The sequence below is a fragment of the Hydrogenophaga intermedia genome (assembly GCF_023715105.1).
Classification (GTDB): domain Bacteria; phylum Pseudomonadota; class Gammaproteobacteria; order Burkholderiales; family Burkholderiaceae_C; genus Hydrogenophaga; species Hydrogenophaga intermedia_A.
The window spans coordinates 79,059-104,521 of the sequence record NZ_JAMBNO010000005.1; the positions used below are offsets into that span (position 1 = coordinate 79,059).

Annotated in this window: 25 protein-coding genes; 9 read left to right on the forward strand and 16 right to left on the reverse strand. The window is 67.2% G+C overall.

Features of this window, described 5'->3' with window-relative positions; translation table 11 throughout:
* Window positions 1-38: 38 nt before the first annotated feature.
* The 4 genes from trxA (at window position 39) to M3149_RS06140 (ending at window position 4,242) form a co-directional block, all read left to right on the forward strand.
* A complete protein-coding gene (gene trxA, locus M3149_RS06125) occupies window positions 39-371 on the forward strand; it encodes a thioredoxin TrxA (RefSeq protein ID WP_166226671.1) in 333 nt (110 codons plus the stop codon).
* Between the two features lie 202 nt (window positions 372-573).
* Window positions 574-1,836 carry a transcription termination factor Rho gene (gene rho, locus M3149_RS06130; RefSeq protein ID WP_251708446.1) on the forward strand — a complete coding sequence of 421 codons (1,263 nt, stop codon included), beginning with the start codon at window positions 574-576 and terminating at the stop codon, window positions 1,834-1,836.
* A gap of 324 nt (window positions 1,837-2,160) precedes the next feature.
* Window positions 2,161-2,415: a type B 50S ribosomal protein L31 gene (locus M3149_RS06135; RefSeq protein WP_251708447.1), complete on the forward strand. Its 255-nt coding sequence runs from the start codon at window positions 2,161-2,163 to the stop codon at window positions 2,413-2,415.
* A gap of 117 nt (window positions 2,416-2,532) precedes the next feature.
* Window positions 2,533-4,242 (forward strand): hypothetical protein, encoded by a 1,710-nt coding sequence (locus M3149_RS06140; protein WP_251708448.1) that lies wholly within the window; start codon window positions 2,533-2,535, stop codon window positions 4,240-4,242.
* A 15-nt stretch (window positions 4,243-4,257) separates the two neighbouring features.
* Here M3149_RS06140 and phoR read toward each other — a convergent pair whose 3' ends face one another.
* The 7 genes from phoR to pstS form a co-directional block, all read right to left on the reverse strand.
* Entirely contained in the window at window positions 4,258-5,577 is a 1,320-nt protein-coding gene (gene phoR / locus M3149_RS06145; RefSeq protein ID WP_251708449.1) for a phosphate regulon sensor histidine kinase PhoR, read from the reverse strand.
* Window positions 5,574-6,305 carry a phosphate regulon transcriptional regulator PhoB gene (gene phoB, locus M3149_RS06150; RefSeq protein ID WP_251708450.1) on the reverse strand — a complete coding sequence of 244 codons (732 nt, stop codon included), beginning with the start codon at window positions 6,303-6,305 and terminating at the stop codon, window positions 5,574-5,576. Before phoB ends, phoR begins: the two co-directional genes overlap by 4 nt.
* On the reverse strand, window positions 6,302-7,003 hold the full coding sequence (gene phoU, locus M3149_RS06155; RefSeq protein WP_251708451.1) for a phosphate signaling complex protein PhoU: 702 nt from the start codon (window positions 7,001-7,003) through the stop codon (window positions 6,302-6,304). Before phoU ends, phoB begins: the two co-directional genes overlap by 4 nt.
* A gap of 26 nt (window positions 7,004-7,029) precedes the next feature.
* Window positions 7,030-7,857 carry a phosphate ABC transporter ATP-binding protein PstB gene (pstB, locus tag M3149_RS06160; protein WP_251708452.1) on the reverse strand — a complete coding sequence of 276 codons (828 nt, stop codon included), beginning with the start codon at window positions 7,855-7,857 and terminating at the stop codon, window positions 7,030-7,032.
* A gap of 35 nt (window positions 7,858-7,892) precedes the next feature.
* Entirely contained in the window at window positions 7,893-8,747 is an 855-nt protein-coding gene (gene pstA / locus M3149_RS06165; RefSeq protein ID WP_251708453.1) for a phosphate ABC transporter permease PstA, read from the reverse strand.
* Between the two features lie 11 nt (window positions 8,748-8,758).
* Complete coding sequence (pstC, locus tag M3149_RS06170) at window positions 8,759-9,751, reverse strand: phosphate ABC transporter permease subunit PstC (RefSeq protein WP_251708561.1); 993 nt, start codon at window positions 9,749-9,751, stop codon at window positions 8,759-8,761.
* Window positions 9,752-9,890: 139 nt separating this feature from the next.
* Window positions 9,891-10,925 (reverse strand): phosphate ABC transporter substrate-binding protein PstS, encoded by a 1,035-nt coding sequence (pstS, locus tag M3149_RS06175; protein WP_251708454.1) that lies wholly within the window; start codon window positions 10,923-10,925, stop codon window positions 9,891-9,893.
* Window positions 10,926-11,114: 189 nt separating this feature from the next.
* Between pstS and M3149_RS06180 the strand changes: the two genes are divergently transcribed.
* Both M3149_RS06180 and M3149_RS06185 read left to right on the forward strand, forming a co-directional pair.
* A complete protein-coding gene (locus tag M3149_RS06180; RefSeq protein WP_251708455.1) occupies window positions 11,115-12,602 on the forward strand; it encodes a Ppx/GppA phosphatase family protein in 1,488 nt (495 codons plus the stop codon).
* A gap of 68 nt (window positions 12,603-12,670) precedes the next feature.
* Window positions 12,671-13,147, forward strand: a complete 477-nt coding sequence (locus tag M3149_RS06185; RefSeq protein ID WP_251708456.1) for a hypothetical protein — start codon at window positions 12,671-12,673, stop codon at window positions 13,145-13,147.
* Window positions 13,148-13,158: 11 nt separating this feature from the next.
* Here the strand turns inward: M3149_RS06185 and M3149_RS06190 are convergent, their stop codons facing one another.
* From M3149_RS06190 to M3149_RS06205, 4 genes are read right to left on the reverse strand one after another with little or no spacing between them, the layout of a single operon-like run.
* Window positions 13,159-13,641 (reverse strand): SixA phosphatase family protein, encoded by a 483-nt coding sequence (locus M3149_RS06190; protein WP_251708562.1) that lies wholly within the window; start codon window positions 13,639-13,641, stop codon window positions 13,159-13,161.
* A gap of 19 nt (window positions 13,642-13,660) precedes the next feature.
* Window positions 13,661-15,739, reverse strand: coding sequence for a polyphosphate kinase 1 (gene ppk1 / locus M3149_RS06195; protein ID WP_251708457.1), 2,079 nt, complete (start codon window positions 15,737-15,739; stop codon window positions 13,661-13,663).
* Window positions 15,740-15,746: 7 nt separating this feature from the next.
* Window positions 15,747-16,667: a UDP-2,3-diacylglucosamine diphosphatase gene (locus M3149_RS06200; protein WP_251708458.1), complete on the reverse strand. Its 921-nt coding sequence runs from the start codon at window positions 16,665-16,667 to the stop codon at window positions 15,747-15,749.
* Window positions 16,667-17,461 carry a GNAT family N-acetyltransferase gene (locus M3149_RS06205; protein ID WP_251708459.1) on the reverse strand — a complete coding sequence of 265 codons (795 nt, stop codon included), beginning with the start codon at window positions 17,459-17,461 and terminating at the stop codon, window positions 16,667-16,669. Before M3149_RS06205 ends, M3149_RS06200 begins: the two co-directional genes overlap by 1 nt.
* A 108-nt stretch (window positions 17,462-17,569) precedes the next feature.
* On the opposite strand from M3149_RS06205, the gene M3149_RS06210 reads away from it, so the two are divergent.
* Entirely contained in the window at window positions 17,570-18,103 is a 534-nt protein-coding gene (locus M3149_RS06210) for a DOMON-like domain-containing protein (protein ID WP_251708460.1), read from the forward strand.
* Between the two features lie 12 nt (window positions 18,104-18,115).
* A complete protein-coding gene (locus tag M3149_RS06215; protein WP_251708461.1) occupies window positions 18,116-19,321 on the forward strand; it encodes an exo-beta-N-acetylmuramidase NamZ family protein in 1,206 nt (401 codons plus the stop codon).
* Between the two features lie 7 nt (window positions 19,322-19,328).
* Here M3149_RS06215 and M3149_RS06220 read toward each other — a convergent pair whose 3' ends face one another.
* The 5 genes from M3149_RS06220 to M3149_RS06240 form a co-directional block, all read right to left on the reverse strand.
* Complete coding sequence (locus M3149_RS06220; RefSeq protein ID WP_251708462.1) at window positions 19,329-19,817, reverse strand: GNAT family N-acetyltransferase; 489 nt, start codon at window positions 19,815-19,817, stop codon at window positions 19,329-19,331.
* Window positions 19,817-21,151 carry a phosphoglucosamine mutase gene (glmM, locus tag M3149_RS06225; RefSeq protein WP_251708463.1) on the reverse strand — a complete coding sequence of 445 codons (1,335 nt, stop codon included), beginning with the start codon at window positions 21,149-21,151 and terminating at the stop codon, window positions 19,817-19,819. The genes M3149_RS06220 and glmM overlap by 1 nt, the downstream gene beginning before the upstream one ends.
* 65 nt (window positions 21,152-21,216) lie before the next feature.
* The gene (folP, locus tag M3149_RS06230; RefSeq protein ID WP_251708464.1) at window positions 21,217-22,041 is read right to left on the reverse strand and encodes a dihydropteroate synthase; all 825 of its coding nucleotides are present in this window, start codon (window positions 22,039-22,041) and stop codon (window positions 21,217-21,219) included.
* 59 nt (window positions 22,042-22,100) lie between these two features.
* Window positions 22,101-24,014 carry an ATP-dependent zinc metalloprotease FtsH gene (ftsH, locus tag M3149_RS06235; protein ID WP_285886594.1) on the reverse strand — a complete coding sequence of 638 codons (1,914 nt, stop codon included), beginning with the start codon at window positions 24,012-24,014 and terminating at the stop codon, window positions 22,101-22,103.
* 135 nt (window positions 24,015-24,149) lie between these two features.
* The gene (locus tag M3149_RS06240) at window positions 24,150-24,815 is read right to left on the reverse strand and encodes an RlmE family RNA methyltransferase (protein WP_251708564.1); all 666 of its coding nucleotides are present in this window, start codon (window positions 24,813-24,815) and stop codon (window positions 24,150-24,152) included.
* Between the two features lie 123 nt (window positions 24,816-24,938).
* Here M3149_RS06240 and M3149_RS06245 point away from each other — a divergent pair, with 123 nt between their 5' ends.
* The gene (locus tag M3149_RS06245; protein ID WP_251708465.1) at window positions 24,939-25,409 is read left to right on the forward strand and encodes a YhbY family RNA-binding protein; all 471 of its coding nucleotides are present in this window, start codon (window positions 24,939-24,941) and stop codon (window positions 25,407-25,409) included.
* Window positions 25,410-25,463 lie beyond the last annotated feature (54 nt).

The window sequence follows — 25,463 nt, forward strand, 5'->3', positions numbered from 1 at the left end:
ACTGTAACCTCCCCCGCCTACCGATTCCGAGGACGATCATGGCCAGCGATCTCATCAAACACGTATCCGACGCGACCTTCCAGGCCGACGTGCTGGACAGCAAGGCTCCCGTGCTGGTGGACTTCTGGGCCGAGTGGTGCGGCCCGTGCAAGATGATCGCGCCGATCCTCGACGAAGTGGCAGGTTCCTACAACGGCAAGCTGCAGATCGCCAAGCTCAACGTGGACGACAACCGCGACGTGCCCGCCAAGTTCGGCATCCGCGGCATCCCCACGCTGATGCTGTTCAAGGACGGTCAGCTCGCCGCCACCAAGGTCGGCGCGCTGAGCAAGGCGCAGCTCACCGCCTTCATCGACCAGCAGCTCGCCTGATGGCTGCGCGGCCCGGGCATGGCCCGGGCCCACGAGCCCCGCGCGGGCTCGGCGACAGACCGCGATCGCCGCGATTCCTGTCATAATGCGCCGCAAGCGGGCCGCGACAGCGCCCGTGCCTCCTTCGCGCAACGTCCGACATCCGGACCTCGGCGCCCACCCCCCCGCTCATCCCAATCGCCTCCTCGCTGGAGTGACGTCCATGCACCTGAACGAACTCAAGGCCCTGCACGTATCCGAAGTGTTCAAGCAGGCCGAAGCGCTCGAAATCGAGAACACCGGCCGCATGCGCAAGCAGGAGCTGATGTTCGCCATCATCAAGAAGCGGGCCAAGACCGGCGAGCAAATCTACGCCGACGGCGTGCTCGAAGTGCTGCCCGATGGTTTCGGCTTCCTGCGCGCGCCGGACACCAGCTACACGGCCAGCACCGACGACATCTACATCTCGCCCAGCCAGATCCGCCGCTTCAACCTGCACACCGGCGACATGATCGAGGGCGAAGTCCGCATCCCCAAGGATGGCGAACGCTACTTCGCGCTCAACAAGCTCGACAAGATCAACGGCCTGCCCCCCGAGGACAACAAGCACAAGATCATGTTCGAGAACCTGACGCCGCTGTTCCCCAAGGAACAGATGCGCCTGGAACGCGACATCAAGAGCGACGAGAACATCACCGGCCGCATCATCGACATCATTGCGCCCATCGGCCGCGGCCAGCGCGCGCTGATCGTGGCTCCGCCCAAGAGCGGCAAGACGGTGATGATGCAGCACATCTGCCACGCCATCACCGCCAACCACCCCGACGTCGAGTTGATGGTGCTGCTGGTGGACGAGCGCCCCGAGGAAGTGACCGAAATGCAGCGCACCGTGCGCGGCGAGGTCATCGCCTCCACCTTCGACGAGCCTGCCGCCCGCCACGTGCACGTGGCCGAGATGGTGATCGAGCGCGCCAAGCGCCTGGTCGAACTCAAGAAGGACGTGGTGATCATGCTGGACTCGATCACCCGCCTGGCCCGCGCCTACAACAACGTGCTGCCCTCCTCGGGCAAGGTGCTCACCGGTGGTGTTGACGCCAACGCCCTGCAGCGTCCCAAGCGCTTCTTCGGCGCGGCACGCAAGGTGGAAGAAGGCGGCTCGCTCACCATCATCGCCACCGCCCTGGTCGACACCGGTTCGCGCATGGACGAGGTGATCTTCGAGGAGTTCAAGGGCACCGGCAACTGCGAGATCCACCTCGACCGGCGCCTGTACGAGAAGCGCGTCTTCCCCTCGATCCAGCTCAACCGCAGCGGAACCCGCCGCGAAGAGTTGCTGCTGCAGCCCGAGATCCTGCAGAAGACCCGGATCCTGCGCCAGTTCATGTACAACATGGACGAGATCGAAGCCATGGAGATGGTCCTCAAGAGCATGAAAGCCACGAAGAACAACTCCGAGTTCTTCGACATGATGCGTAGAGGGGGATAACCCCCCTGCGCCGCTGCCGCGGCTTCCCCCCTTTGTTGCGCGCCTGCGGCGCTTCGAGGGGGGACTACACCTGAGGCCCGGCAAAGCCGGCTCCTCGGTGTTTCTGGATGAACTCCCCCTCAACTCACATTGCCTGGCATTCTCCGGAGCGCGTGCCCGGTCCGAGGATGCGGCGGAACTGGCTTTGCCAAGCCGCTCGCATCGCCCCCTGGGGGGGTGACGCCGAAGGCGGCGCGGGGGCGCTATAATCCCACGCTTTGCTTGGCGGCAAGTACGTCGGAAGGGTTCCGGCGCGGCTGTCGCAACCGAACACAAGGAAACGCCATGAAAGAGGGCATCCACCCCAACTACCGCGACGTCTGCTTCCTGGACCTGTCGAACAACTTCAAGTTCGTCACGCGTTCCTGCGCCAGCACCAAGGAAACCATCAAGATGGACGACGGCCGCGAACTGCCGCTGTACAAGCTCGATACCTCCAGCGAGTCGCACCCGTTCTACACCGGCACGCAAAAGAGCGTGGACAACATGGGCGGCCGCGTCGAGAAGTTCCGCAACCGCTACGGCAAGACCGCCAAGTAAGCACGGTCCCTGCCCGAAGAAAAGCAGCCAGTCTCCGGCTGCTTTTTTTTTTCGCCCGCGAGTTTCTGCCCTGGCGAACCCCCTGTGCCGCAAAGACGGCTTGTATAGTCCCCAGCCGTGAATCGCCCGACGCCTGCCATCGTGAGCCAGTCGGCCGTGCGCCGCTTGCCGCGCCTGGCCTTGATCCTCTTCTGCGTGGCCTATGTGCTGCCCGGCTTCCTCGGGCGTGAGCCCTGGAAGAACGCCGACGTCGGCGCCTTCGGCGCCATGCTCGAGCTCGCGGGCGGCACCGCCGCGTGGTGGCAACCGTCCGTGCTGGGCAGTGCGGTGGTTGACGCCGGGCCGCTGCCCTACTGGCTCGGCGCCATCTTCATCAAGGCGCTGCCTTTCCTTTCCCCTGACTTCGCGGTTCGCATCCCGTTCGGCCTGCTGCTCGCCCTCACGCTGGCGGCCACCTGGTACGCGGCCTATCACCTGGCGCGCCAGCCGGCAGCCCTGCCGGTGGCCTTTGCCTTCGGGGGCGAGGCCCAACCCGCCGACTACGCCCGCGCCCTGGCCGACGCGGCGCTGCTGGCGCTGGTTGCCTGCCTCGGGCTGGCCCAGCTGTCGCACGAGACAACGCCCGATCTTGCCCGCCTGGCCTGGACAACCTTGATGCTGCTGGGCGCCGCCCGCCTGGCCCAGCCCGGCGCGCCGCAGGCCTGGCGTGGCCTGCTCTGGTGGTTGATCGGCCTGCTTGGCCTGATGCTCAGTCACGCGCCCGGGCTGGCGGCCTTGCTCGGCCTGGGCTGGTTGGCCCTGCTCGGCTGGCACCACCTGCGCCGCGGGGCCGAGAACTCCGCCACGAGCCCCTCGGTGGCGTGGTGGCTGGCGCTGGCGGCCTGGGTGCTGGCGCTGGGCGTGGCCGTCTGGGTGGGTGGGCTGCGGTTGCCGGAAGTGGCCACCGCCTGGGGTAACCTGCCCTGGGACAGTTGGGCGCGACTGCTGCTGTGGTTCACCTGGCCGGCGTGGCCGCTCGCGCTCTGGACCCTGTGGCGCTGGCGGCACCAGTGGCTGCAGCCCCACCTGGCGTTGCCGCTGTGGGCCGTGCTGGTGGTGGTGGCGCACACCACCCTGGCCCAGGAGCGCGACCGCGCCCTGCTGCTGGCGCTGCCGGCGTTCGCCGCGCTGGCGGCCTTTGCCCTGCCCACCTTGCGGCGCAGCGTGTCGTCGCTGATCGACTGGTTCACCCTGCTCTTCTTCTCGTTCTGTGCCCTGGTCATCTGGGTGATCTGGTTCGCCATGATGACCGGCGTACCAGCCAAGCCCGCGGCCAACGTGGCCCGGCTGGCACCGGGCTTCGTGCCCGAGTTCTCGTTGCTGTTGTTCCTGCTGGGCGCTGCGGCCACCCTGGCGTGGCTGTGGTTGGTGGCCTGGCGCGTCGGCCGCCACCGCGAGGCGATCTGGAAGAGTCTCGTGCTGCCGGCCGCGGGGGCCACGCTGTGCTGGTTGCTGCTGATGACGTTGTGGCTGCCGCTGCTCGACTTCGGGCGCAGCTACGGCCCGATCTCGCGCCGCATTGCCACGCTGGTGCCGCCCGATGCGTGCGTGCTGGTGGACGGACTGACACAGGCGCAGGTCAGCGCGCTGCAGTATCACGGCCAGCTCAAGCTGGTGCGCAGCACCGCGCAAGACGCGTCACGCTGCCAGGCGATGGTCGTGTCGCCAGAAAGCCAACCAACCCTGGACAGACGCGTGAACCTCACGCAGTGGGCCTTCAAGGCGACCGTGCGCCGCCTGACCGACAACAAGGAAAGCCTGCTGCTTTACCAGCGCGTGGGCGGCTGATCCGGTTCGCCTTGCTCAGGCGGGCTCGGTCTCGCGCACGCGGGTGGGCGGTAGCACGATGGTGAAGGTCGAACCCCGGCCGATCTCGCTCTGCACCTCGATGCGCCCGCCGTGGCGCTGCGCCACGTGCTTGACGATGGCCAACCCCAGGCCGGTGCCGCCGGTTTCCCTCGACCGGCTGCGGTCGACCCGGTAGAACCGCTCGGTAAGCCGCGGTAGGTGCTCGGCCGCGATGCCGGGCCCCGCGTCGCGCACGAAGAACTCGACCCAGCCGTCCTCGCGCAGGCGGCAGCCCGGCTCGATGAGACCACCGCCCGGCGTGTAACGCACCGCATTGCTCATGAGGTTGGACATCGCACTGATGAGCTCGGACTTCGCGCCCGACACCCATAGCGATGGACTGGGCACCGGCTCGATCCGGTGCGGCGTGGTGGCAATCACCTGCGTGAGGCCACGCCCCTCCTGCGCCACATGATCCAGCAGCTCGGACGCGGCCATCCACTCGCCCGCGCCCGGCGCGGGGCTGCCTTCCAGCCGGGACAGCGTGAGCAGATCGTTCACCAGTGTCTGCATGCGGTGCGCCTGCTGGCTCATGAGACCCAGGTACTGGTGGCGCTCCTCGGCGCTCAGCTCCAGGCTTTGCATGGTCTCCACAAAACCGCTGAGCACCGTCAACGGCGTGCGGATTTCGTGCGAAACGTTGGCGACGAAGTCGCGGCGCATGTTCTCCGCCAGCTGCACGGCGGTGACGTCGCGCGTGAGCATGAGCTTGCGCTTCTTGCCATAGGCATGGATCTGCAGCGAGATCTTCGTGGGCTGCGAGGGCCGCGGTCCCACGCCGTCGATGGTGATCTCCCGATCGAACTCGCCCGCGTTCAGGTAGGCGCTGAAGGCCGGGTGGCGCACCATGTTGCGCACGTACTGACCCAGGTCGCGCTGCGGATCAAAGCCGAGCTGACTGGCCGCCGTGAGGTTGCACCATTCGATCCGACCGGCCGCATCCAGCAGCACGACGCCGTTGGGCGAAGCCTGGATGGCGGCCAGAAAATCCTCGAGCCTGGCATCGCTGTTCTGCGCCTTTTTCTCCAGCTTCTTGATGCTCTTGCGCGCGCGGTCGAGCAGCTCGCCCCAGAAACCGCCGTAGGGGGGTAGGCGCGAAGGGTCAGCCTTGTTGAACCAGCGCAGCACGCGCGCCGCACGCACGGTGTCGCGGGCTGCCCAGATGGCAGCGCCCGCGAGGGCGCCCACAAAAGCCAGGGCCGCCTCATCGGCGGCCCAGCCCACCAATGCCCCCAGCGCAACCAGGAGCATCAACTCGAGAACACGAAGACTCATGTGGCCGACATGGGCGTGCCCTGCGCCGGGCGAGCGGCGCTGTTCATGGCAGTGAGGCGATAGCCCGCACCGCGCACGGTCTCGATCATGGTGGAGGCCTCGCCGAGCGATTCGCGCAGGCGTTTGACGTGAACATCCACGGTGCGCTCCTCGATGAAGACATGGTCTCCCCAGACCTTGTCGAGCAGCGTACCACGCGTGTGCACGCGCTCGGCGTGCTTCATGAGGTAATGCAAAAGCTTGAACTCGGTCGGGCCGACCTTGAGTTCGCGGCCGCGAAAGCTCACGCGGTAGGTCGCGGCGTCGAGCGAGAGCTCGCCCACCGTCACCGAGTCGTTCACGATCTCGGGCGCGCGGCGGCGCAGCACGGCGCGGATGCGCGCGAGCAGTTCCTGCGTCGAGAACGGCTTGGTGATGTAGTCATCGGCACCGGCGTCCAGGCCCTGAACCTTGTCGCCTTCATCGCTGCGCGCGGTGAGCATGAGGATCGGAACGGTACGGGTGCGCTCGTTCTTGCGCCACTGGCGGGCCAGCACAGCCCCGCTCTCGCCCGGCAGCATCCAGTCGAGCAGGATCACGTCGGGCAGCACGGCGTCGACCTCACGCTGGGCGGCGGCACCGTCGAACACCACGGTGGGTGCAAACCCGTTGTGGCGCAGGTTGACGGCAATCAGTTCGGCGATGGAGGGTTCGTCCTCCACCACGAGCACGCGGGGAAGTTTTCTCATCCGGCCACCGACTCCACTTTGTCCACCGGCGCGTGGCGAACGTCCTCGCCCTTGACGATGAAGATGATCTGTTCGGCGATGTTCTTCGCGTGGTCGCCCACGCGCTCGATCGACTTGGCCAGGAACAGCAGGTCCAGGCTGGGCGAGATGGTGCGCGGGTCTTCCATCATGTAGGTGATGAGCTTGCGCAGGAAGCCGTTGTACTCGCGGTCGATGTCGTCGTCGGCCTTGATGATGGACACCGCCATCTGCGTGTCCAGCCGCGCGAACGAGTCGAGCGAGCGACGCAGCAGCGCGGTGGCCAGATCCGCCGCCAGGCGCAGCTCCGAGATCGGCAGGTTGCGCGGCGTGCCGCTTTCGATGATGGACTTGACCATTCGCGCGATGCGCGCCACTTCGTCGCCCGCACGCTCGAGGTTTTGCGTGGTGCGCGAGATCGCCATCAGGAAACGCAGGTCACGCGCGGTGGGCTGGCGTCGGCCGATGGTGGAGATGATCTCGTGATCGATCGCCATTTCCATCTGGTTGATGCGGTTCTCGGTGTCGAGCACCTGCGCAGCGGACTCAAGGCTCATGTTGACCAGCGCGTAGACCGCCTGGTGCAACTGGGACTCGACCAGGCCGCCCATCTCGAGCACGTGGGTGGAGATGGAGTTGAGTTCGGCGTCGAACTGACTGGAGAGGTGTTTGTCGCTCATGTGAATGTCTCCCGTGGTGCGCGGCATCAGCCAAAGCGGCCGGTGATGTAGTCCTCGGTCGCCGTCTTGGTCGGCTTGAAGAAGATCTGCTCGGTGGCACCGAACTCGATCAGCTCACCCAGGTACATGTAGGCGGTGAAATCGCTGCAGCGCGCGGCCTGCTGCATGTTGTGTGTGACGATGGCAATGGTGTAGTCGCTCTTGAGCTCGTGCACGAGTTCTTCCACCTTGCCGGTGGAGATCGGGTCGAGCGCGGAGGTCGGCTCGTCGAGCAGCAACACCGAGGGCTTGACGGCGACGCTGCGCGCGATGCACAGGCGCTGCTGCTGGCCGCCCGAGAGCGACAGGCCGCTCTGGTTGAGCTTGTCCTTGACTTCCTTCCACAGGGCGGCCTTGGTCAGCGCCCACTCGACGCGGTCGTCCATGTCGCTCTTGGCCAGGTTCTCGTACAAGCGCACACCGAAGGCAATGTTGTCGTAGATCGACATCGGGAACGGCGTCGGCTTCTGGAACACCATGCCGATGCGCGCGCGCAGCAGGTTCAGATCCTGCTTGGGGTCCAGGATGTTCTCGCCGTAGAAGTTGATCTGGCCCTCCGCACGCTGGCCGGGGTAGAGGCTGTACATGCGGTTGAGCGTGCGCAGCAGCGTGGACTTGCCGCAGCCCGAGGGGCCGATGAAGGCCGTCACGCGCCTTTCCTGGATGTCCAGCGTGACGTTCTTGAGGCCCTGGAACTTGCCATAGAAGAAGTTCAGGTTGCGCACCTCGAGGGCGTTGCGCACCTCTTCCGCGTCGGGCGCTGTCCTGCTGGCGGCGAAGTTCTCGGGGCGGATGGCAAAGGCGGTTTCGGACATGGCGGTTTCCTTGAAGTCTGTCGATGCGGTGTGCGTCAAACCTTGACCTTCTCGCGGAAGAAGACGCGGGCCAGGATGTTGAGCGCCAGCACGGTGAGCGTGATGATCAGCGCGCCGGCCCAGGCCAGGCGGACCCAGTTGTCGTACGGGCTCATGGCGAACTGGAAGATCACCACCGGCAGGTTGGCCATCGGGCCGCCCATGTCGGTGCTGAAGAACTGGTTGTTGAGCGCGGTGAACAGCAGCGGTGCGGTTTCACCGCTGATGCGCGCGACCGCGAGCAGCAGGCCGGTGATCACGCCGCTCTTGGCCGCGCGCAGCGTGACCATGAGCGCCACCTTCCAGCGCGGCGCGCCCAAGGCGAACGCGGCTTCGCGCAGGCTGCCCGGCACCAGGCGCAGCATGTTCTCGGTGGTGCGCACCACCACGGGGATGGCGATCAGCGACAGCGCCAGGCTGCCCGCGTAGCCGGAGAAGTTGCCCACCGTGGCCACGGCGATGGCGTACACGAACAGCCCCAGCACAATGGACGGCGCCGACAGCATGATGTCGGTGACGAAGCGCGTGAATTCGGCGGTCTTGCTGGTGTCGCCGTACTCGGCCAGGTAGACACCGGCCAGGATGCCCACGGGCGTGGACACCAGCACCGACAGACCGACGATCATCAGGCTGCCCAGCAGCGCATTGCGCAGGCCGCCGCCTTCGGAGCCCGGTGCCGGCGTGTCGGCCGTGAAGAGGTTGGCATCGATGCCGGCAATGCCGTTCGAGAACAGCACCCAAAGGATCCACAGCAGCACGAACAGGCCAAGGGCCATGGCTGTCATCGACAGGGCCAGGCCGATGAGGTTGGTGCGCCGGCGGCTGCGGTAGAGGGATTGGTTCATTTCCATCATCGTTGTCCTCAGGCGCCCTTGGCTTTTTCGGTGCGAACGATCATCCATTTCGCGAGTGCGAGCACGATGAAGGTGATGCAGAACAGCAGGAAGCCGAGCGCGAACAGGGTGTTGAAGTGAAGGCCTTCGGCCTCACCGAACTCGTTGGCCAGCACGGAGGCGATGGAGGTGCCGGGCGAGAACAGCGATGTGGGCAGCCGGTTGGCGTTGCCGATCACGAAGGTCACGGCCATGGTCTCGCCCAGTGCGCGGCCCAGGCCGAGCATGATGCCGCCGATGACGCCCTTCTGGGTGTACGGCAGCACCACCTTGGAGACCACCTCCCAGGTGGTGCAGCCCAGGCCGTAGGCCGACTCGCGCAGGATGGGCGGGGTGATCTCGAACACGTCACGCATCACCGCGGCGATGAAAGGCAGCACCATGAACGCGAGGATGATGCCCGCAGCCAGAATGCCCAGCCCGTTGGTGGCGCCGCCAAACAGCCAGCCCACCAGCGGCATGCTGCCCAGCAGCTGCTGCACGGGCATCTGGAACCAGTCGGCAAAGATCGGCGCGAACACGAACAGGCCGAACATGCCGTAGATGATGGACGGCACGGCTGCCAGCAATTCAATGGCGGTGCCCAACGGGCGGCGCAGCCACACCGGGCAGGTCTCGGTGAGGAAAAGCGCAATGCCGAAGGCCAGCGGCACGGCGATGAGCATGGCAATGCCCGCGCTGGTCAGGGTGCCCACGATGGCGATCAGGGCGCCGAATTCCTCGTTGATGATGTCCCACTCGACGTACCAGAGGAACTTCACGCCGAAGGTCTTGAAGGTCGGCCAGGCGTTGATGAACAGCGAGACGATGATGCCCACCAGGGCAATCAGCACCAGCAGCGAGAAGCTCTGGGTGAGGCGGTGAAAGATCGCGTCCTGCAGCCGCTGGCGGCCTGCGATGGCGCTCATGCGGTCGTGGCTGCGTTGCTCGTCGGCCTGGGAGACGCTGCGGATCGTGGGCATGCTGCTGTCTGCTCGGGTGGTGGTGGTGTTCATCGGACCCCCTCCGGGTCTTTTGTGACAGACATTGAACTGCAAAAACCCATCGGCCGGCCAGCGCCTGCCGATGGGTTCATCCGGAAAAGGGCTTTGGGCCCCGGACTCACTTGTTGTTGATCTGCGACCACACGCGGGTGCGGATCTGCTGCGTCACCGCGTCGGGCATGGGCACGTAGTCCAGTTCCAGAGCGGCCTGTTTGCCGTTCTTGAAGGCCCAGTCGAAGAACTTCAGGACTTCGGCCGACTCCGCCTTGTTGGCCGGTTCCTTGTACATGAGGATGAACGAGGCGGTGGTCACGGGCCAGCTGTCCTTGCCCTTGGCGTTCACCATCGACACGCCCATGCCGGGCACGCTGAACCAGTCCACACCGGCCGCAGCGGCCTGGAAGGTGTCATCGCCCGGCATCACGTAGTTGCCGTCGGCGTTCTGCAGCGCCATCACGGGGATGTTGTTCTTCTTGGCGTAGGCGTATTCCACGTAACCCAGCGCGCCCTTGGTGCGGCTCACGTTGGCGGCCACGCCTTCGTTGCCCTTGCCGCCCACCGAAGTCGGTGCCGGCCACTTGACGGCGGCGCCCTTGCCCACCGTGTCGGCCCAGTCCTTGCTGACCACGCTCAGGTAGTCGGTCCAGTTGAAGGTGGTGCCGGAGCCGTCGGCGCGGTGCACCACGGTGATGGTCATGTCGGGCAGCTTCTTGCCGGGGTTCAGGGCCACCAGCTTGGGGTCGTTCCACTTGCTGATCTTGCCCAGGAACATCTCGGCCAGCACGGGGCCGGTCACGCGCAGCTCACCCTTGCCGATGCCGTCCAGGTTGAACACCGGCACGGTGCCGCCGATGATGGCGGGGAACTGCACCATGCCGTCCTTGTCGAGGTCGGCGCCGCTCACCGGGGCGTCGGACGCGCCGAAAGCCACAGTCTTGGCACGGATCTGGCGCAGACCGCCCGAGGAGCCGATCGACTGGTAGTTCAGGCCGGTGCCGGTCTGGGCCTTGTACATCTCCGCCCATTTGGCGTAGATCGGGAACGGGAAGGTGGCACCAGCGCCGGTGATGTCGGCGGCGTGGGCGGTGCCGAGGGCCAGGGTGGACAGGGCGGCAGCGGCCACGGTTTTCAGGAGGGTGCGTTTGCTGTTCATGGTTGTTCCTCGCGGTTGAACAAAGGGGACAGACGGCACTCTAGGCAGCGTTCGTGACAACCATGTGACACTGGTGTGGCGTCACAAAGAGGCGTCTGACTGCGGCGACTCACGCTGGCTGCCACGGGCATGCGTCACAATCGGCGCCTCCCGACCGGGCACCCCCCGGTCGACGGCCCAGATTTCTCCATGCAAAACGGTACCCTCCTCGCCGCGATCGATCTCGGCTCCAACAGCTTCCGGCTCGAAATCGGGCGCTACCACTCGGGCCACATCGAGCGCGTGGAGTACCTCAAGGAGACGGTGCGCCAGGGCAACGGGCTTGACGCCGAGAAAAACCTCAGCGTGGTGGCCATGCAGCGTGGCTGGGAGTGCCTGGCGCGCTTCGCCGAGCGGCTGCACGGCTTCAAGAAGCACCAGGTGCGCGCGGTCGCCACGCAAACGCTGCGCGAGGCGCGAAACCGCGACGAATTCCTGCGCCGAGCGCAGGAAATACTGGGTTTCGCGATCGAGGTGGTCTCCGGACACGAGGAAGCCCGCCTGATCTACCAGGGCGTCTCGCGCCTGCTCCCGCATTCCGACGAGCGCCGCCTGGTGGTGGACATCGGCGGGCGCTCCACCGAAATGATCCTGGGCCAGGGCTACAGCGCGGAGATCCTGGAGTCGTATCGACTGGGCAGTGTGGCGTGGTCCACGCGCTATTTTCCGCGCGGGCAGTTCACGCCCGCTGCGCTCAAGACCGCCGAGGTGGCGGCCAAGGCCGTGCTCGAAGAAGCGCTGGACAAGTTCCCCCCCTCGCTGTGGCACGTGGCCTACGGCTCGTCCGGCACGGTGAGCGCGATCGCCGACATGCTGGGGAGCAACGGCTGGGCCATGGGTCTGGTCACGCGCGCCGGGCTCGACTGGCTCACCGACCGCCTGGTGAAGGCCGGCAATGTCGACAACCTGCGGCTGGACGGTCTCAAGGACGACCGCCGCCCGGTGCTGGCGGGTGGCCTGTCGGTGCTGCGCGCCATTTTCGACCTCTTCGGCATCGACCAGATGCTGCCCGCCCAAGGCGCGCTGCGCCATGGGGCACTTTATGACCTCATCGACCGCGAAACCGATGGCGGCGACGTCCGTGAGCGCACCGTGCGCTGGTTGTCGCAACGCTTTTCAGCCGACGAGGCACAGGCGCGCCGCGTGGGCGAGGTGGCCACCGCCTTGTTCGCGCAAATCGCCGCTGCCGACGACGAAGGCGATGGCCGCTACTCGCAGAAACTGGCCTGGGCAGCGCGGCTGCACGAGATCGGCACCCACATCTCGCACGAGCGCAGCCATCACCACGGCGCCTACATCCTGGACCACGTGGATGCGCCCGGTTTCTCGCTGCGTGAACTGCACCGCATGAGTCAGCTGGTGCTGGGCCAGCGCGGCAAGCTCAAGAAGCTCGAAGAAGCCCTGCAGGACGAGCTCTTTGCCAAGCAGCTCATCTGCCTTCGCCTGGCGGTGCTGCTGTGCCACGCGCGCCAACTGCCCGAGCACCAGGCGATCAAGCTCGTCTTCAAGCCCGGCAGTTTCCGGCTGAGCACCCCCACCGGCTGGGCCAAGCGCTACCCGCAGTCGGCCTGGTTGCTGGGCGAAGAAGTGCTGGCCTGGCAGCGCTCCGCATGGAAGTTCAGCGCCGACATCCGCTGAGGGTTGCTTTCGTGTAAATCGTTTATACGGTTTACACTCTTTAGCACTTTCAACCCCAGGAGCGCCGAATGGCCCACGCCGCCGACAAGACCAGCCCCAAGAAGCCCAAGCTCGTTCGCGACAGCTTCACCATCCCGAAGAACGAATACGCCGCCATCGACGCGCTCAAGTCGCGCGCGATCGCGCTGGGCACCAGCGTGAAGAAGAGCGAGTTGCTGCGCGCCGGTCTGGTGGCCCTGCAAGGCCTGAGCGATGCCGCCTACAAGGCGGCACTGTCGGCGGTGCCCACCCTCAAGACCGGGCGCCCGGCGGGTGACGGGGCCGACAAACCCGCGCCGGCCAAACCCGTGAAGAAGAAGGCCCCGGCAAAATCTGCCGCCCCTGCCCCGGCCGACAAGGTGGCCGACAAGGCGGTGGGTAAAGCGGCGGGCAAAGACAAGGGCGCTGCCCAGGTGTCGGCGCGCAAGCCGGCGGCCAGGAAGCCGGTGGCCCGCAAGGCGGCCAGCCCGGCGAAGAAGCCGGCGGCGCGCAAGCCCCGGGCCTGAACCCGGTCGGCTCAGAGCATCTCGGGCGTCTGGACCGTGACCACCACGGTCTGGCCATTGCCAGCCCGATCGCGGTGGCGCAACCACCACAGCGCGCCCTTCTTCACCGGGCAGTCGTCTTCGGAGAGCGCCAGCAGGCGTGCGATGACCTGCCCCAGCGTGGGCTGATGCCCGACCACCACCACCGGCGACTTGCCGGTCGGCCATTGCACCAGTTCGAGCAGGGCGTCGGCCTCGGCCTCGGGTGCAATGACCTCGCTGGTCTTGAACCGGCGCCCGAGCGCCATGGCGGTCTGCTCGCAGCGCGCCGCCGGGCTGCACCAGACCCGCGCGCCTTCGGGCAATTGCCGGTCGAGCCAGGCACCGATGCGCGCTGCCTGTTTTTCGCCGCGCGCCGTGAGGCGGCGCGCCAGGTCCTGGGCGTCGCCGGGCAGGCCGTACTCGGGGTCGGGGTGGTCCTGCGCCTCGGCGTGGCGCCAGAGGATCAGGTCCATCCCGCGCGCGGGCATGTCGTCATCCCTTGCCGCCATAGCGGTGCATGAGACTGGCTTGCGCCGAATGTTGCACGGCCCGCGCGCGCCCGCTGGCCCCCTGCCCCGCCGCCACGTAGTGCCCGTCGGGTTGCAGCAGCCAGGCGTCACGCGTGTCGTGCAGGTAGGCGTTGAGGCATTCGTCGATGATGCGCTGGCGCAATGAAGCGTCCGTCACCGGCCACGCCAGTTCCACGCGACGCAGCATGTTGCGGTTCATCCAGTCGGCGCTGGAAAGCCAGAGTTCTTCGGTGGTGCCGACGCGGAACAGGAACACCCGCGAATGTTCCAGCATGCGCCCGATGATGGAGCGCACGCGCACGTTGTCGGTGAAACCCGGCACCCCCGCGGGGAGCACGCACGCGCCACGCACGATGAGGTCGACCCTGGCGCCCTGCTGAGAAGCCGCGGCCAGCGCGCGCGCCAGTGGCTCGTCGGTCAGCGCGTTCATCTTGAGCGTGATGCGCACCTCCTCGCCCCGCGCCGCGGCCTCGCCCGCCGCAGCCAGCTTGTCCAGCATGGCCTTGTGCAGCAGGAACGGCGCCATCAGTGCCTTGTTGAGCCTTCCCAGGCGGTTCTGGCTCGCCAGGTGCAGGAAGATCTGATCGATGTCGGCGGTCAGCGCGTCGTCGGCGGTGAGGTAGCTCAGGTCGGTGTAGACACGCGCCGTGCCCGGGTTGTAGTTGCCAGTGGAGAGGTGGGCGTAGCGGCGCAGGCCCTGCGGCTCGCGCCGCGTGATCAGCAGCATCTTGGCGTGCGTCTTGAGGCCCACCACACCGTAGACCACCTGCGCACCCACCGATTCCAGGCGCTCGGCGTAGTTGATGTTGGCCTCTTCGTCGAAGCGCGCCTTGAGCTCCACCACCGCCGTGACCTCCTTGCCGCGGCGCACGGCCTCGCGCAACAGGTCCATCAGCTCGCTCTTGGCACCGGTGCGATAGATGGTCATCTTGATGGCCAGCACATCCGGGTCTTCCACGGCTTCGCGCAGGAAGGACAGCACCGCGTCGAAGCTTTCGTAGGGCTGGTGGATCACCACATCGCCCTGCTGCAAGCGCTCGAAGAACGATTGCCCCGGCGTGAGCTGCGCCGGCCAGCCCGGCAGGTAGGGTTCGAAGCGCAGTTCGGGCGCGTCCACCTTGTCGATGAGCTGATTCAGCCGCACCAGGTTCACCGGGCCGGGCACGCGGTACAGGCAAGCCGGCGGCAAGCCGAACTGCTCGAGCAGGAAGCTCGAGAGAAACTCGGACGCACCCGCCGAGACCTCCAGGCGCAGCGCCTGGCCGTAGTGGCGCTGCTGCAGGCCCTTGCGCAGGGCCGTGCGCAGGTTCTTCACCTCTTCCTCGTCCACCGCCAGGTCGGAATGGCGCGTCACGCGAAACTGCGAGAACTCGGTGACCTGGCGGCCCGGGAACAGATCGTTCAGGTGCGAGCGGATCAGGCTGGAGATGGAGACGAAGTGGATTTGCTTGGAGCCCTTCACCGACGGCAGGCGGAAGAAGCGCGGCAGGATGCGCGGCACCTTGACGATGGCGATCTCGTTCTCGCGGCCGAAAGCGTCCTTGCCCGTGAGGCGCACGATGAAGTTCAACGACTTGTTCGCCACCTGCGGGAACGGGTGGGCTGGGTCCAGCCCCACCGGCATCAGCAGCGGCTGCACCTCGTGGTGGAAGATCTCACGCACGTGGCGGCGCTGGCGCGCGTTGCGCTCGCTGTGCGCCACGATCTTGATGCCCTTTTTTTCCAGCGCCGGCAGCAGCTCGTCGTTGTAGATGGCGTACTGGCGCGCCACCAGCTCGTGCACCTTGGCGGACAGCGCCTCGAACGTCTGGGCGGTGTAGAGGCCGCGCGTCTCGTGGGCCTTGGCGGCCGCGAGCTGCGGCGCCATGCGCACCTCGAAGAACTCGTCAAGGTTGCTGGAGACGATGCTGAGGAAGCGCAGCCGCTCCAGCTCGGGCACATCGGGTCGGCGCGCCCAGTCCATCACGCGCTCGTTGAACGCGAGAATGCTGTGATCGCGATCGAGGAGGGAAAACCTGGGTGAAGTGGGGTTGCCGGTCATGCCCGCATTATTGCCATCCGGCATGGACCTGCGCAGGCGCCATGGCTTGCGCCGCGTCCGACGTGCGCGGCAGCGCGCCGGGCACCCAGTGCAGCAGCTCCAGCCGCCCGTCCATGTGCTCCACCAGGGCCGACAGGCTCTCCACCCAGTCGCCGTCGTTGCAATAGAGCGTGCCGTCGATGCTGCGCATCTCGGGCCGGTGGATGTGACCGCAGACCACGCCCTGGTAGCCGCGCGATCGGGCCTCGGCGGCCACCGCGCGCTCGAAGTCCATCACGTAGTTCAGCGCCTTCTTGACCTTGTGCTTGAGGTACTGCGAGAGCGACCAGTACGGCAGCCCGAGGCGTGCGCGCAACGAGTTCAGGTGGCGATTGAGGCGCAGCAGGAATTCGTAGGCGTTGTCGCCCAGGTAGGCCAGCCACTTGGCGCACTGGATCACGCCGTCGAAGTGATCGCCGTGCACCACCCACAGCCGCCGCCCGTCGGCGGTGATGTGCACTGCCTCGTTGGCCACCTCGATGCCGCCGAAATGGTGCCCGTCGAACTGGCGCGCAAACTCGTCGTGGTTGCCGGGCACGAACACCACCTTGCAGCCCTTGCGCGAGCGGCGCAGCAGCTTTTGCACCACGTCGTTGTGCGCCTGGGGCCAGAACCATTTGCGGCGCAGCTGCCAGCCGTCGATGATGTCGCCGACCAGGTAGAGCGTCTCGCTCGGGTGCTGCTTGAGGAACTCCAGCAGCTCCACGGCCTGGCAACCCGCGGTGCCCAGGTGCAGGTCGGATATGAAAACGGCCCGGTAGCGGGCGCGCTCCGGGCCGTCGGTCTGGGCGTCGTCGCCGCCCTGGTCGATCGGCAGCGCACCGAGCGGGCCGCCGCCCGTGCGCGAGCGGGCCGCCCAGCCCCCGAGTGCGTCGAAGGCCGAGCGCATCAGGCCACCCCCAGGAAATGCTTGCGGTGCCGCGGCGAGAGGTCGCCCAGGCGCATGACCATCGGTAGGTCGGCCGTGTTGAAGTCCGGGTCCCAGGCAGGCGGGCCCATCACCCTGGCGCCCAGACGGAGGTAGCCCTTGATGAGCGCGGGCGGCTGCACATCGGGCGCGGGGTCGATGCGATCCAACGGCAGCGGCAGACGCGGGCGCACCTGCCAGTCGATCGGCGCCAGGTGGTCGCGCTGCACCCGCTGCCACAGGCCGGCGGCGAGGCGGCCGTCCTGGTGCATGGGCACGCTGGCGCAGCCGATCATCACGTCCAGCCCGTTGCGCTGCATGAAACCACCCAGCGCGCCCCACAGCGCCAGGATGACGCCGCCGTGGCGGTGGCCGGCGTGCACGCAGCTGCGGCCAAGCTCCACCATGCGCTCGCGCACGCCGCGCAGTCGCGTGAGGTCGAACTCGGTGTCGCTGTAGGTGCTGCCCACACGCCGGGCCTGTGCCGGTGTGAGCACGCGGTAGGTGCCGATCACCTCGTCACTGCCAAGTGGGGTGACGAGCAGGTGCTCGCAATAATCGTCGAACAGGTCGATGTCGTGGCCGGGCAGCGGGGTGCGCAGCCGCGCGCCCATTTCGCCGGCAAAGACGGCGTGGCGCAGTCGCTGCGCGGCACGCACCTCGTCGAGGTGGCGAGCCCAGCGCACCGACAGGGTGGTGGCCAAGGGGGTGGTGGGCGCCGCGACCGGGAGGGCCACGGACCGCAACGGTGCTTCGAGCAGCAAGGTGTTGTCCATGGCCTTTCATGGTTGGCCCATGCGATGACCCAGCGGTGGCAACGCCATGAAGCTTTGGTGACATGTGGCGCCTGCGCCGCGCACCTGCCGCCTGACACAATGCGGCCCGTGACCACACCCCTGCCTTTGCCCGCGCACCCCGCCTCGCCCCTGGTGCCCCTGCTGCTCACCGCCGAATGCCGTCTGGAGCCGCGCGAGTTGGTGCTGCACTACCGCCTGCGCGGTGATGCCCGGTTGCTCCGATGGCCTGCACCGGGCAGCACCGGCCGCGCCGACGGCCTGTGGCAGCACACCTGCTTCGAAGCCTTCATCGCTACCGAAGGCGCCACGGGCTACCACGAACTGAATTTTTCGCCCGCGGGCCAGTGGGCCCACTACGCCTTTCATGCGCCGCGCGAGCGTGCCCCCGACCCTTTGCTGGCCGCGCCGCCTCTGATCGACCGCATCGATCAACCCGACGGCGTGGACCTGATCGCCGTGATCGAGCGCCGCACCCTGCCCCCAGGTCCGTGGCGACTGGGCCTGACTGCGGTGCTCGAAGACACGCACGGACGGCTCGCGCATTGCGCGCTGAACCACCCGCGCGACAAACCCGACTTCCACGACCCCGCCGGCTGGACCTTGCACCTGCCCGCCGCCTGACACACCCGCCCCATGCAGATCGGACTCGAAACCCTGGTGGCCGACGCCACCCTGCGCGCCCCGCTGGCCGGCCGGCGTGTGGCTTTGCTCGCCCACCCTGCGTCGGTGACGCGCGACCTCACGCACGCGCTCGACGCGCTCGCGGCGCTGCCCGACATCCGCCTGAGCGCTGCCTTCGGCCCGCAACACGGCCTGCGCGGTGACAAGCAGGACAACATGGTCGAGTCACCCGACTTCACCGATCCGCGGCTGGGCATACCGGTGTTCAGCCTGTATGGCGAGGTGCGCCGCCCCACCGACGCGATGATGGACACGTTCGACGTGCTGCTGGTGGATCTGCAGGACCTGGGCTGCCGCATCTACACCTTCATCACCACGCTGCGCTACGTGCTCGAAGCGGCTGCGAAACATGGCAAGGCGGTCTGGGTGCTGGACCGCCCCAACCCCGCCGGCCGCCCGGTGGAGGGCTTCACGCTGCGCGCCGGTTGGGAAAGCTTCGTCGGCGCGGGCCCCATGCCCATGCGCCATGGCATGACGATGGGCGAGCTGGGCCACTGGTTCATCCACACGCTCGGGCTCGACGTGGACTACCGCGTGATCACCATGCAGGGCTGGCAGCCCGATGCGGCGCCGGGCTTCGGCTGGCCCATCGGCGAGCGCAGCTGGGTCAACCCGAGCCCGAACGCGCCCAACCTCTCGATGGCACGCGCCTATGCCGGCACCGTGATGCTCGAGGGCACGACGCTCAGCGAAGGGCGTGGCACCACACGCCCGCTCGAACTCTTCGGCGCGCCCGACCTCGACGTCCCCCGCCTGCTCAAGGACATGCGCGCGCTGGCGCCGCAATGGCTGCGCGGTTGCGTGCTGCGGGAATGCTGGTTCGAGCCCACCTTTCACAAGCACGTGGGCAAGCTCTGCGCGGGCGTGCAGATCCACGTGGAGGACCCGCGGCATTACGACCACGCCGCTTTCCAACCCTGGCGGCTACAGACCCTGGCGTTTCGCGCCATCCGCCTGCAGCGGCCCGACTACCCGCTGTGGCGCGACTTCCCCTACGAGTACGAACACGACCGGTTGGCGATCGACCTCATCAATGGCAGCCCGTTGCTGCGCGAGTGGGTGGACGACGTGAAGGCGCCCCCCGAGGCCTTCGACGAAGTCGCACGCGCCGACGAGGCCGCCTGGGTCGAGGCGCGCCGGCCGTTCCTGCTCTACTGATCGGCGCTCAGAGCCACTTCTGCAGGAACTGCGCGGTGCCCATGGCCGGGTCGAGCTGGTAACCGGCAAATCCGATGCGCTCGTACAGTCGCATCGCTGACGCGTTGCCCGAGAGCACTTCCAGCGTGAGCTTGCAGGCGCCGCGTTCGCACGCGATGCGCTCGACCTCTGCCATCATGGCCTCGGCGATGCCACGCCCGCGGTGACTGGCAAGCACCGCAACGTCGTGCACATTCACGAGCGGTCGGGCCTTGAAGGTGGACAAGCCTTCGAGGCAGTTGATCAGGCCAACGGGTGTGTCGCCATCGAAGGCCAGCACGCTGAAGGCCCAGGGCCGCGACGCCAACTCCGGCACCAGACGCTCGCGCGCCTGTGCAGACAAGGGTTCACCACCGCCAGCCGGATCGCGCGCATAGGCATCGAGCAGGTCCACCACGGCCTGCGCGTCGCGCGGATCGGCGTAGTCCGCGCGGCGTACGCTGAAGGCGGCTGCCATCAGCCGGCCCGCACGGCGTCGGCCAGCCGCTCGGCACTGTTGCGCGCCACGGTGGCGTCGCGCGCTTCCACCATCACGCGCAGCAGTGGCTCGGTGCCGCTGGCGCGAATGAGCACGCGACCGCTGTCGCCCAGTGCGGCCTCGACGGCTTTCGTTTCGCTGGCCAGCCGCGCGTTGGCCTTCCAGTCCTGCCCGGGCTGCAGGCGCACGTTGATCAATGTCTGCGGGAACAAGGTCACGTCGGCCAGCAACTGCGCCATGGTCTTGCCGCTGTCCACGCAGGCATGCAGCACCTGAAGTGCCGACACGAGGCCGTCGCCCGTGGTTTGGCGATCGAGCACCAGCAGGTGGCCCGAGCCTTCGCCACCGAGCAGCCAGCCGCGTTTTTCCAGCTCTTCCAGCACGTAGCGGTCACCGACCTTGGCGCGCACGAACTGCACACCGCGCGCCTTGAGCGCCACCTCCACCGCCATGTTGGTCATGAGCGTGCCCACCACGCCCGGCACGTCCTCGTCACGCGCCAGCCGGTCGGCGGTCATGAGGTAGAGCAACTCGTCGCCGTTGTAGAGGCGGCCGTGGCGGTCGGCCATCTGCAGACGGTCGGCGTCGCCGTCGAGCGCAATGCCGTAGTCGGCGCCGTGCTGCTTCACCGCGTCGAGCAGCGCTTCGGGGTGTGTGGCCCCGACCCCGGCATTGATGTTCAAGCCATCGGGCGCGCACCCGATCTTGATGACCTCGGCACCGAGTTCATGGAACACCGCAGGCGCGATGTGGTACGCCGCGCCGTGCGCCGCATCGACGACGATCTTCAGGCCCTTCAAGCTCAGGCTGTGCGAGCAGGTGCTCTTGCAGAACTCGATGTAGCGACCCGCCGCATCGTCGAGCCGGCGCGACTTGCCGAGCTCGGCCGCCGGCACCCACAGCGGCGGCTCGTCCAACGCGGCTTCGACGTCGAGCTCCCACTGATCGGGCAGCTTGGCACCCTGGGCGCTGAAAAACTTGATGCCGTTGTCGGCAAAAGGGTTGTGGCTCGCGCTGATGACCACGCCCAAACTGGCGCGCTGGGCGCGCGTGAGGTAAGCCACCGCGGGCGTGGGCACCGGGCCGAGCAACACCACGTCGACCCCGGCGGAGTTGAAGCCCGATTCGAGCGCGGCTTCGAGCATGTAGCCCGAGATCCGCGTGTCCTTGCCGATCAACACGGTGGGATGCGCCTCGGTGCGTTTGAGCACGCGGCCGACGGCATGCGCCAGGCGCAGCACGAAGTCGGGGGTGATGGGTGCCTGGCCGACGGTTCCTCGAATGCCGTCGGTGCCGAAATGCTGGCGGGCCATGAAGCGTTCTCCTCGGGTTCTTGTGCTTGTGAGATCGCGCAATTATCGGCGCGCGCGCTCCGGCCTCAGCGTGCGGCGCGCCAGACCTTCAACGCTTCGATGGTCTCACGCACGTCGTGAACGCGCACGATGCGCGCACCGCGCTCCACCGCCAGCAGGGCCGCGGCCACGCTGGCAGCCACGCGGTCGCCGGGTGCCTCGATGCCGGTGACGGCGCCCAGCGAGGACTTGCGCGACCAGCCCGCGAGCAAGGGGTAGCCGTCATCGAGCAGTTCGCGCTGGCGCGCGAGCAGGCTGAAGTTCTGCGCAACCGTCTTGCCGAAACCGATGCCCGGGTCGAGCACGATGCGATCGGCCGCAACGCCACGCGCCTGCACCGCTTGCGCTCGCTCGCGCAGAAAGCCGCGCACGGCGGGCAGCACGTCGCCGTCCATGGGCGCCACCTGCATGGTCTGCGGGTCGCGGTGCATGTGCATCAGGCAGACACCCGCGCGGGCATGCGCGGCCACCACCTGCAGCGCGTCACCGCGTCGCAGGGCCCAGATGTCGTTCACGATGTCGGCACCGAGGTCGAGCACGGCACGCATCACCTCGGGCTTGTACGTGTCCACCGACACCGGCACACCCAGCTTCACGGCTTCACGCACCACCGGCAGCACGCGCGCGAGTTCCTCGTCCAGCGGTACCGCGGGACTGCCCGGGCGGGTGGACTCGCCACCGATGTCGAGGATGTGCGCGCCTTGCGAGATCAAGGTTTCGGCATGCGCCAGGGCCGCCGCCGCACCGGCATGGTGGCCTCCGTCAGAGAACGAATCGGGGGTGACGTTGACGATGCCCATCACACGGGGCTCGCTGAGGTCGATGTCGTATCGGGAGGTGGTCCAGCGCATGTCGGGCGTCGCGGAAATGACAACGGGGCCAGCGGCCCCGTTGCGATGGTGATCGGCGCTCAGGCCGCGTTCGGTGCGGCGTCGGGCGTCACGGCGGGTGTGCCGCCACTGCCACCGCCACCCACCGGGTTGCGGGGCGCCCAGTCCTTGGGCGGGCGCGGCGGCTTGCCGGCCATGATGTCGTCGAGCTGCTCGCCGTCGATGGTCTCCCATTCGAGCAGCGCCTTGGCCATGGCGTGCATCTTGTCGCTGTGCTCCTCGATCAGGCGGCGCGCCAGCGCGTACTGCTCGTCGATGATGCGCCGCACCTCACTGTCGACCTTTTGCATGGTCTGCTCGGAGATGTTGGTGGTCTTGGTGACCGAGCGGCCCAGGAAGACCTCGCCCTCGTTCTCCGCGTACACCATCGGGCCGAGCGCATCGGTCATGCCGTAGCGCATCACCATGTCGCGCGCGATCTGGGTGGCGCGCTCGAAGTCGTTGCTCGCGCCGGTGGTCATCTGGTTCATGAACACCTCTTCCGCGATGCGGCCACCGAAGAGCATGCTGATCTGGTTGAGCATGTACTCGCGGTCGTAGCTGTAGCGGTCTTTCTCGGGCAGGCTCATGGTCACGCCCAGCGCGCGGCCGCGCGGGATGATGGTCACCTTGTGCACCGGGTCGCACTTGGGCAGCAGCTTGCCGATCAGCGCGTGACCGGACTCGTGGTAGGCCGTGTTGCGGCGCTCTTCCTCGGGCATCACCATGCTCTTGCGCTCGGGGCCCATGAGGATCTTGTCCTTGGCCTTCTCGAAGTCCTGCATCTCGACGGTGCGCGCGTTGCGACGCGCAGCCATCAGGGCGGCCTCGTTGCACAGGTTGGCCAGATCGGCACCGCTCATGCCCGGCGTGCCGCGCGCGATCACCGACGCGTTGACGTCGGTGCCGAGCGGGATCTTGCGCATGTGCACGTTGAGAATCTGCTCGCGGCCGCGGATATCGGGCAGCGTGACATAGACCTGGCGGTCGAAGCGACCCGGGCGCAGCAGCGCGGCGTCCAGGATGTCGGGGCGGTTGGTGGCCGCCACCACGATCACGCCCAGGTTGGTCTCGAAGCCGTCCATCTCGACCAGCATCTGGTTCAAGGTCTGCTCGCGCTCGTCGTTGCCGCCGCCCAGGCCGGCACCACGCTGGCGACCCACGGCGTCGATTTCGTCGATGAAGATGATGCAGGGGGCGTTCTTCTTGGCGTTCTCGAACATGTCGCGCACACGGGCTGCGCCCACGCCGACGAACATCTCCACGAAGTCGGAGCCCGAGATGCTGAAGAACGGCACCTTGGCTTCGCCCGCAATGGACTTGGCCAGCAGCGTCTTGCCGGTGCCCGGCGGGCCCACCAGCAGCAGGCCGCGCGGAATGCGCCCGCCCAGCTTCTGGAACTTCTGCGGGTCCTTCAGGAAGTCGACCACTTCCTTCACCTCTTCCTTGGCCTCGTCGCAACCGGCGACGTCGGCAAAGGTGACGGTGTTGTTGTTCTCATCGAGCATGCGCGCCTTGCTCTTGCCGAAGCTGAAGGCGCCGCCCTTGCCGCCGCCTTGCATCTGACGCATGAAGTAGATCCAGACGCCGATCAGCAGCAACATTGGGCCCCAGCTCACCAGCAGGGTCATCAACAGCGAACCCTCCTCGCGGGGGCGCACGTCGAACTTCACGTCGTACTGGATCAGGTCGCCCACCAGACCGCGGTCGAGGTAGGTGGCGGTGGTGCGCACGCGCCGGTCATCCTGCGTGACGGCAACGATCTCGGTACCGCCCGCACCTTCCTGGATGGTGGCGCTCTTGATCTGGCGCGCCTTCACCTGGTCGAGGAACTCGGAGTAGCCGATGTAGCCCGCACCGGCGGTGGCCCGGCCATCGAACTGCTTGAAGACGGTGAACAGCACCATGGCGATGACCATCCACACGGCAATTTTCGAGAACCACTGATTGTTCAAGGAGAGCTCCTGAGGGCGCAATGACAGCGCATGCGCATATGCCGGGCATTCTAGGACTTTCAAGCCCGGCTGCCGCCCAACGGTGACGAGTCAATGTCAATCGAGGGGTTAGCTTTTTTCACGCCGGGGCTGAAATCAGCCCTTGAGACCGCGCCCGACGAGGAAGGTTTCCGCCGATTTGTCTCGGCTGGCCTTCGGTTTGAACGGCTTGACGACCCGGAAGGTGCGGCGAAACAACGCCACCGCCGGCTCGTACGCCCCGCCATGGAACAGCTTGACCACCAGCGCACCCTCGCGTTTGAGGTGTTCGCGGGCGAAATCCACCGCCAGTTCGATCAGGAGCTCGATGCGCGCGGCGTCGGTGTCGGCAATACCCGACAGGTTGGGCGCCATGTCCGACACGACCAGATCGAGCTTGGCGATTCCCCGGGCGGCCAGCGCCGCCTGCAGGCTGGCCAGCACCTCGGGTTCGCGGAAGTCACCCTGGATGAACTGCACCCCTTCAACCGGCTCCATGGGCAGCAGGTCCAGGGCGATGATGGCGCCGTCAAGTTCGCCAACCGCTGCCCCCTGCGGACTGAGCCTGCGGCGCAGGTACTGGCTCCACGCCCCCGGCGTGCTGCCCAGGTCGACGATGGCCATGCCCGGCTTGACCAGCCCGAGCGATTCGTCGATCTCCTTGAGCTTGTAGGCTGCACGGGCGCGAAACCCGTCTTTCTGGGCTTGGCGCACGTACGGATCGTTGACGTGCTCGTTGAGCCAGGCCTTGTTGACCTTCTTGCTCTGCGTTTGAACCTTGATGCCCATGCGGTGTCCGGGGGTTGAGTCGTCGAGGGCTCCGCGGAACCGGCTTTGCCGGGCCGCAGGTGCCGCCCCCTTGAGGGGGTCGCGCACAGCGCGGCGGGGGTGGTCGATAATTCTCCCATGCCCGCCATTACCCTCACCCCCGCCCAGCGCAAGATCCACCGGGCCGAGGCCCACCACCTCGACCCGGTGGTCCACATCGGCAACGACGGGCTGACCCCTGCCGTCAGGAAGGAAGCCGACGCCGCGCTCAAGGCCCACGGCCTGATCAAGATCCGCGTCCTCAGCGACGACCGCGCGCTGCGCGAGTCCATGCTCGAGCAACTGGCCGACGCCCTGGACGCCGCGCCGATCCAGCACATCGGCAAGCTGCTGGTGCTCTGGCGCCCCATGCCCGAGAAGACCCGTGCCGCGGACGAGGAGCGCAAGCCCGGCCCGAAGGACGTGAAAGTGCTCAAGTTCGGCAAGCGCCCGGGGCAAAAGCCCGAAATCAAGGTGGTGCGGGTGCTGGGCAACCAGCGCCTGACCCCGGGTGGCCAGGTCAAACGCGCCAAAGTGCGCCAGAAGAGCGTCAAGAAATCCCAGGGCTGAGTCGCCTGCGGGCCGGCCGCTGCCAGGCGCTTGAACCTTCCGCTGTCACACCCC

Bases quoted from the DNA above. Each gene is read 5' to 3' on its own strand.
- phoR (WP_251708449.1), bottom strand. From the start codon at position 5,577: ATGAGTCTTCGTGTTCTCGAGTTGATGCTCCTGGTTGCGCTGGGGGCA.
- M3149_RS06180 (WP_251708455.1), top strand. From the start codon at position 11,115: ATGCAAAACGGTACCCTCCTCGCCGCGATCGATCTCGGCTCCAACAGC.
- pstB (WP_251708452.1), bottom strand. From the start codon at position 7,857: ATGTCCGAAACCGCCTTTGCCATCCGCCCCGAGAACTTCGCCGCCAGC.
- pstA (WP_251708453.1), bottom strand. From the start codon at position 8,747: ATGGAAATGAACCAATCCCTCTACCGCAGCCGCCGGCGCACCAACCTC.
- M3149_RS06205 (WP_251708459.1), bottom strand. From the start codon at position 17,461: ATGGACAACACCTTGCTGCTCGAAGCACCGTTGCGGTCCGTGGCCCTC.
- M3149_RS06185 (WP_251708456.1), top strand. From the start codon at position 12,671: ATGGCCCACGCCGCCGACAAGACCAGCCCCAAGAAGCCCAAGCTCGTT.
- glmM (WP_251708463.1), bottom strand. From the start codon at position 21,151: ATGGCCCGCCAGCATTTCGGCACCGACGGCATTCGAGGAACCGTCGGC.
- phoU (WP_251708451.1), bottom strand. From the start codon at position 7,003: ATGAGCGACAAACACCTCTCCAGTCAGTTCGACGCCGAACTCAACTCC.
- M3149_RS06200 (WP_251708458.1), bottom strand. From the start codon at position 16,667: ATGCGCTCGGCCTTCGACGCACTCGGGGGCTGGGCGGCCCGCTCGCGC.
- trxA (WP_166226671.1), top strand. From the start codon at position 39: ATGGCCAGCGATCTCATCAAACACGTATCCGACGCGACCTTCCAGGCC.
- M3149_RS06135 (WP_251708447.1), top strand. From the start codon at position 2,161: ATGAAAGAGGGCATCCACCCCAACTACCGCGACGTCTGCTTCCTGGAC.
- pstS (WP_251708454.1), bottom strand. From the start codon at position 10,925: ATGAACAGCAAACGCACCCTCCTGAAAACCGTGGCCGCTGCCGCCCTG.
- phoB (WP_251708450.1), bottom strand. From the start codon at position 6,305: ATGAGAAAACTTCCCCGCGTGCTCGTGGTGGAGGACGAACCCTCCATC.
- folP (WP_251708464.1), bottom strand. From the start codon at position 22,041: ATGCGCTGGACCACCTCCCGATACGACATCGACCTCAGCGAGCCCCGT.
- M3149_RS06220 (WP_251708462.1), bottom strand. From the start codon at position 19,817: ATGGCAGCCGCCTTCAGCGTACGCCGCGCGGACTACGCCGATCCGCGC.
- M3149_RS06215 (WP_251708461.1), top strand. From the start codon at position 18,116: ATGCAGATCGGACTCGAAACCCTGGTGGCCGACGCCACCCTGCGCGCC.
- ppk1 (WP_251708457.1), bottom strand. From the start codon at position 15,739: ATGACCGGCAACCCCACTTCACCCAGGTTTTCCCTCCTCGATCGCGAT.
- M3149_RS06190 (WP_251708562.1), bottom strand. From the start codon at position 13,641: ATGGACCTGATCCTCTGGCGCCACGCCGAGGCGCAGGACCACCCCGAC.
- M3149_RS06245 (WP_251708465.1), top strand. From the start codon at position 24,939: ATGCCCGCCATTACCCTCACCCCCGCCCAGCGCAAGATCCACCGGGCC.
- rho (WP_251708446.1), top strand. From the start codon at position 574: ATGCACCTGAACGAACTCAAGGCCCTGCACGTATCCGAAGTGTTCAAG.
- pstC (WP_251708561.1), bottom strand. From the start codon at position 9,751: ATGCCCACGATCCGCAGCGTCTCCCAGGCCGACGAGCAACGCAGCCAC.